General features: G+C 72.7%; 4 protein-coding genes, 1 tRNA gene and 2 pseudogenes. 2 read left to right on the forward strand and 5 right to left on the reverse strand.

Translation table 11 applies throughout. The features are described from left to right. Nucleotides 1–499: 499 nt before the first annotated feature. A pseudogene (locus ACFCX4_RS34780) lies at nt 500–634 on the forward strand (hypothetical protein); the annotation flags it as partial. A 718-nt stretch (nt 635–1,352) separates the two neighbouring features. Here the strand turns inward: ACFCX4_RS34780 and ACFCX4_RS34785 are convergent. Beyond that, nucleotides 1,353–1,436, reverse strand: a tRNA-Leu gene (locus ACFCX4_RS34785). Nucleotides 1,437–1,540: 104 nt separating this feature from the next. Then, nucleotides 1,541–1,741: pseudogene (locus ACFCX4_RS34790) on the reverse strand (DUF397 domain-containing protein); the annotation flags it as partial. Between the two features lie 427 nt (nt 1,742–2,168). Between ACFCX4_RS34790 and ACFCX4_RS34795 the strand changes: the two are divergent. Then, the gene (locus tag ACFCX4_RS34795) at nt 2,169–2,546 is read left to right on the forward strand and encodes a hypothetical protein (protein WP_376151232.1); all 378 of its coding nucleotides are present in this window, start codon (nt 2,169–2,171) and stop codon (nt 2,544–2,546) included. 68 nt (nt 2,547–2,614) lie between these two features. On the opposite strand, the gene ACFCX4_RS34800 is transcribed toward ACFCX4_RS34795, so the two are convergent. From ACFCX4_RS34800 to ACFCX4_RS34810, 3 genes are all read right to left on the reverse strand, one after another. Continuing rightward, on the reverse strand, nt 2,615–3,070 hold the full coding sequence (locus tag ACFCX4_RS34800) for a hypothetical protein (protein ID WP_376151234.1): 456 nt from the start codon (nt 3,068–3,070) through the stop codon (nt 2,615–2,617). Between the two features lie 148 nt (nt 3,071–3,218). Continuing rightward, nucleotides 3,219–3,719: a cupin domain-containing protein gene (locus ACFCX4_RS34805; RefSeq protein ID WP_376151236.1), complete on the reverse strand. Its 501-nt coding sequence runs from the start codon at nt 3,717–3,719 to the stop codon at nt 3,219–3,221. A 120-nt stretch (nt 3,720–3,839) separates the two neighbouring features. Further along, complete coding sequence (locus tag ACFCX4_RS34810) at nt 3,840–4,589, reverse strand: hypothetical protein (protein ID WP_376151237.1); 750 nt, start codon at nt 4,587–4,589, stop codon at nt 3,840–3,842. Nucleotides 4,590–4,827 lie beyond the last annotated feature (238 nt).

Raw genomic sequence — 4,827 nt, forward strand, 5'->3', positions numbered from 1 at the left:
GGCATCTGCTGACCGCCCCCTCACGGTCGGCCCCCATGCGCGAACTGACCGAGACCCTGGGTGGCTTAGACGGTCACCCCTGGTGAGGGAAGTGCGGGCGCGGCGGGGAGCACGCATCCTGTTGCCACAACCTCCGGTCCAGGGGCACGGTCGCGTGGCCGGTGGGGAGAGCGGGGCGCACCCGGGCTCCCGTTCCGGCCGGGCGGTCGCCCCTGGGCCCCTCCCTCGAAAGGTGGCACGGCGATGACGCGAATATGGTGAACTCGTGGACCGCAAAGCCGGATACATCTACACGGTCGCCCCCGTGGAAGGCAGCGTGGACGGCGTGCTCACGGGCCCCGACGGCACCGTCTACATCAGCGACGCACAGCACCACACCGTCGTGAAGGTCGACGCGGCGGGCACCATCTCGGTGTTCGCCGGCGACGGCACCCGGGGACAGTCCGGCGAGAACGTGCCGGCCACGCAGGCCCGACTCGACTCCCCGGCCGGGCTGGCGATGGACGCCGGGGGCAACGTCTACATCGCCGACCGGGCCGGGCCGGTGCGCAGGGTCGGGCCGGACGGCATCATCTCCACCTTCGTCGCGGCCGGCACCTTCAAGAGCCCGAGCGGGGTGGCGGTGGACGCCACCACGGGCCGGGTCTACGTCGCCGACTCCGCCGGCCTGCTGGTGTACCGGGTCGACGAGCACGGCACCGCCACGGCGTACGCCGGGAACGGCATGCCGGGGGTCCCGGCCAACAACGTGGACGCGCTGTCGAGCGAGCTCTCGTTCCCGTCCGACATCGCCGTGGACCCGCAGGGGAACCTCTACATCTCCTCGGCGAACCTGCCCTTCGTGAGCGTGGTCCTGAAGAGCGACCGGAAGATCTACGCGGTCGACGGCGAGGGCCCCCGCCGATCGGCCCGCGGACTGGCCGTCGACGGCCGGGGCAACGTCTTCATCGGGGACACCGGCACCGTCGACGACGACGGCCACACCGTCGACAAGGAGACGGTGGTGGTCTGGATGCTCTCCCCCGACAAGCCCGTGGGCAACCTGTCGCCGTGGAGCCGCTACTGGATCACCGCCGTCGGGGACGGCCCCCTGGGGGACGGGGGGCCCGCGCCCGAGGGACACGTCACGTTCCCCGGGACGCTGGCGGTGACCAGCGGCGGTGACCTCTGCATCGGCGACACCGCCGCCCGGCGGGTGCGGTCGGTCCCGTCGGCGGCGCCGGCGAGGAGATCGACGCTCCCGGGCCCGTCACGTTCGTGGACCCCTGAGCCACGGCCCCGCGGGTCGGCGGCAGCGCCCGGGAACAACGAAACGGCCGGTCGATCCGAGGATCGACCGGCCGGTCCATTTGTGCGCGAGGGGGGAGTTGAACCCCCACGCCCTTTCGGGCACTGGAACCTGAATCCAGCGCGTCTGCCTATTCCGCCACCCGCGCAACTGGGTGATGGGTAAATAGTAGCCCATCCCCGAGGGTGCCCCTGACCAACGGGAGGGGCGGTCCGCTCGGGGGCGGAAGTCGCCGCCGGCGAGGCCGGCCAGGAAGGACCGCCAGGAGGCGGAGGGGAAGAGGAGGGCCGGCCCGGAGGGGTCCTTGGAGTCACGCACCGGAACGGTGCCGGGGGCGGACGACACGAGGGCCACCTCGACGCACTCGCCCCCGTTGTCCCCGCTGTAGGTACTCCTGACCCACGCGGCCGTGCCGAGATCGACGCCCTGCATGCCGGCACCCCTCCATCGCATCAGCGACGAGCGCTCGGGAGTCGCCGACCGGGATTACGTCCCCGCGCAGCGGATCATCATCACCTCGATGCTCGGCGACGACAGACGGAGCATCGCCGAAGTGCCCCCGGTAGAGGCTCTCTGGGTAGAGCCACTCGCTTCCGTCCGGCATCTCCAACAGGAACATCGAGGTGTCGGGACGCCTCTTCGGGACACAGCCGAAGAGGCGCCCCCTGGTTGCTGACGCTGGAGCGCTCGCCGACCGTGAGCAGGCGCTCCATCCGGCGCCTCGTCACCTCCGGGCCACCTTCACCCCCGACGGCCGCCGGGGTACCGGAGTCGCTCCTTCGGGCGGTTTCGCTCAACCTCACCTCGTCCTTGACCGATAAGCCCTCCGGTGCGGCCCCGAACGGAGGAGGCCGCCGGATTCCCGGGAAGGGAACTCATGATGCTGCGGAGCAAGCGCGCGCTCGGGGCGGGTCTCATCACGGTCGCCCTGGCCGCCGGAGCGGGCTGGGCCGTCCAGGCCGACGCGAAGGACATCACCTCGGACAACTCCCCGGCACGGGACGGCGTCGCCCGGGTGATCGACGGCTACCAGATCGTGCAGCTGCCCAATGAGAACGTCGGCAACTTCGAGCGCCGCACGGTCTCGTGCCCCTCCGGCAAGCGCGCCGTCGGCGGCGGGGCCGAGGCGCAGGGCGAGGAGTCCGTCCTCAACGGCAGCTTCCCCACCGACGACGGCACCGGCTGGATCGGCCTCGGCCACCAGCCCGGCTACGACAGCGTCGGCATCAGCGTCCACGTGGTCTGCGTCAACTTCTGATCCCTGTCGCATGCTTGAACGGCCCCGGCCACGCGGACCCCGCGCGGCCGGGGCCGCCGCTCTCGCCGTCAGCGGCTCGACGACGCCGGTGCGGGGCTCCGCAGGGCCGCGAGCTCCACACCGCCCATGACCGTTCCGGCGGCCGTGTAGAGCACGAGCATCGCGGCGTCGTCCGCCGGGCCGGCCCAGGCCAGGTAGGCGTCGGTGATGGCACGCATCGTCGCCTCCTCGGGCTGCGGGTAGTCGGTGGCGATGTAGCTGTTGCGGTGATCTCCCTGGGCCGCCGACCTGGCGACCCCCGTGACGTGCCCGGTCACCGCCGCCTGCTGCTCCGGGGTGCCCTTCTCCTGGGTGAACCGGACGAACTCCGCCGCCCCCGCCTCCGCACCGTCCAGCGAGGGCATCGCCGTGGGCGCGAAGACCGGCTGGTGCGTCGGCGCGGCCCTGGTGGTCGTGCTGCAGGAGACGAGCAGCAGTGCCGCGGCGAACGTTGCTGCGGCGACGGTGGCGGTCGTGCGGTTCAACGGGTCTCCCGGGGAAGGGGGAGGCTCCGTGCCCGTGGGCGCGGGACCTCGCTGGAATCGGTCGGACCCGAATGTAGTCGGCCTTTCCTTTAAATAACCTTGACGGAGAATCAACTCTTAGTATTTGCCCGGTTTGCCTGTGCGGGGATCAGGCGCCGTCGGCGGCCTCCAGGGTGGCGCGCCACAGGGGGCTGTCGACGTAGTGGTTGTCGTAGAGCTCGGAGGAGTCCTTGATCTCCTGCAGGCTCGCCTCGCCGCGCATCACGCGCCCGAGCAGGCGCAGGTAGTCGAAGCGCGGCATACCGGGGGTGAAGACGAAGAGCACGTCGGCCCCGGAACCGGGTGCGGCGGCGAAGGCGTGGGGGGTCCTGGGCGGGACGACCAGGAAGTCGCCCGCGCCCAGGGTCTCCACCCGGTCGTCCAGCAGGACCCGCAGCGAGCCCCCGATCACGAAGAACAGCTCGGAGGCCCGGGTGTGGAAGTGGGCCGGGGCGCCGACCGCCCCCTCGGCGAAGGTCGAGCGGTAGCTGGTGACCGGGCTGCCGTCGGTGCCGCAGTCGGCGAGCAGGGTCATCACGCTGCTGGGGTCGCTGGTGGTCTCGGCGGTGGCGGCGCGGGTCAGCAGCGGCCTGATCGGGTTGGCGTTCATGGTGGTCTCTCCCCCGTCCCGGGCGGCCCCGGCTCCTCCGCCGCGACCTCGTGATGATCACTCTAGGGAATCGACCGACCCGGCCCACGGTTCATTTCCCACTCGGTACCACGGGTCAATTCACCGGGCCACGGCGGGCCCGGACCCGGCGGGAAGCGGCGGCAGTCCGGCGTGCCGCACCGCCAGGCTGCCCTCCACCACGGGGGTGAACGGTGCGGGGGCCATGCAGGTGCCGACCCGGCCCTCCACCGGCCGGCCGCCGCCGTCCGTGTCGAGGTTGGCGACACCCCACGAGAAGCCGACCCGGTCCGGGCCCGCGGAGCGGCCGTGACCACCGCCGTCCAGGACACTGAAGCCCTGGCGCCGCCCGACGGTGTCGGCCACCTCCGGGTCGGCGCGGACCACGACGGCGGTGAAGGAGGCCGCACCGTCCCCGGTGACCAGGCAGTCCACGGCCGCCTCCGAGGTCACCGTGCGACCGAGGGCCGCGACGTGGTGCGAGATGCGCACCGTGCCGCGCGCGTCGGTCGGCAGCCCGCGCGGGATCCCCTCCAGCGGCCGGCTGAAGGGTGCCGCCTCGACGTCGAAGACGAACCGGATGTCGTCGTCGGGCGAGTAGACGTAGGCGACCCGCACCGAGCCCCGCACCGACGGCGTCACCGGACCCCGCCCGTCCTGGGCGGAGGCTTCGGAGGGCGCGGAGGACACGGAGGGCGCGGAGGACGCGGCCTGGGCGGCCCGGGTGGCGGGTCCGGCCGGGGCCGCCGAGGACGACGGCGCGGCGAAGCCGCCCAGGGCCGCACACAGCAGCGCGGCGGCGAGCACGGCGCCCGCCTTCGGGCGGGCGGCGGTGGAAACGGTGGCGAACATGGTGAACTCCCTTGTGGCACAGTCCTGTTGACTCGCCTCCGAGGCCCTTCCCCGGCGACAGGTCAAGCTTCCCTCCGCACCACCGGCCCCGGCATGTACCGATCGGCACATCTTCCCGGCCCGTTCCTGCCCCGCCCCCCTGCCATTCGGCAGGGGGGCGGCCCGCCCGCGCCCGCCCCTGCCCGCACACGTCCGACCACGTCCGACCACGCCGGAGGGCCGCACCCCGCGTCGGCGG

It is taken from the genome of Kitasatospora sp. NPDC056327 (genome assembly GCF_042261735.1).
Taxonomy (GTDB): domain Bacteria; phylum Actinomycetota; class Actinomycetes; order Streptomycetales; family Streptomycetaceae; genus Kitasatospora.

Excerpts from the sequence above, each read along its gene's own strand:
- ACFCX4_RS34810 (WP_376151237.1), bottom strand. The coding sequence starts at position 4,589 with ATGTTCGCCACCGTTTCCACCGCCGCCCGCCCGAAGGCGGGCGCCGTG.
- ACFCX4_RS34805 (WP_376151236.1), bottom strand. The coding sequence starts at position 3,719 with ATGAACGCCAACCCGATCAGGCCGCTGCTGACCCGCGCCGCCACCGCC.
- ACFCX4_RS34795 (WP_376151232.1), top strand. The coding sequence starts at position 2,169 with ATGCTGCGGAGCAAGCGCGCGCTCGGGGCGGGTCTCATCACGGTCGCC.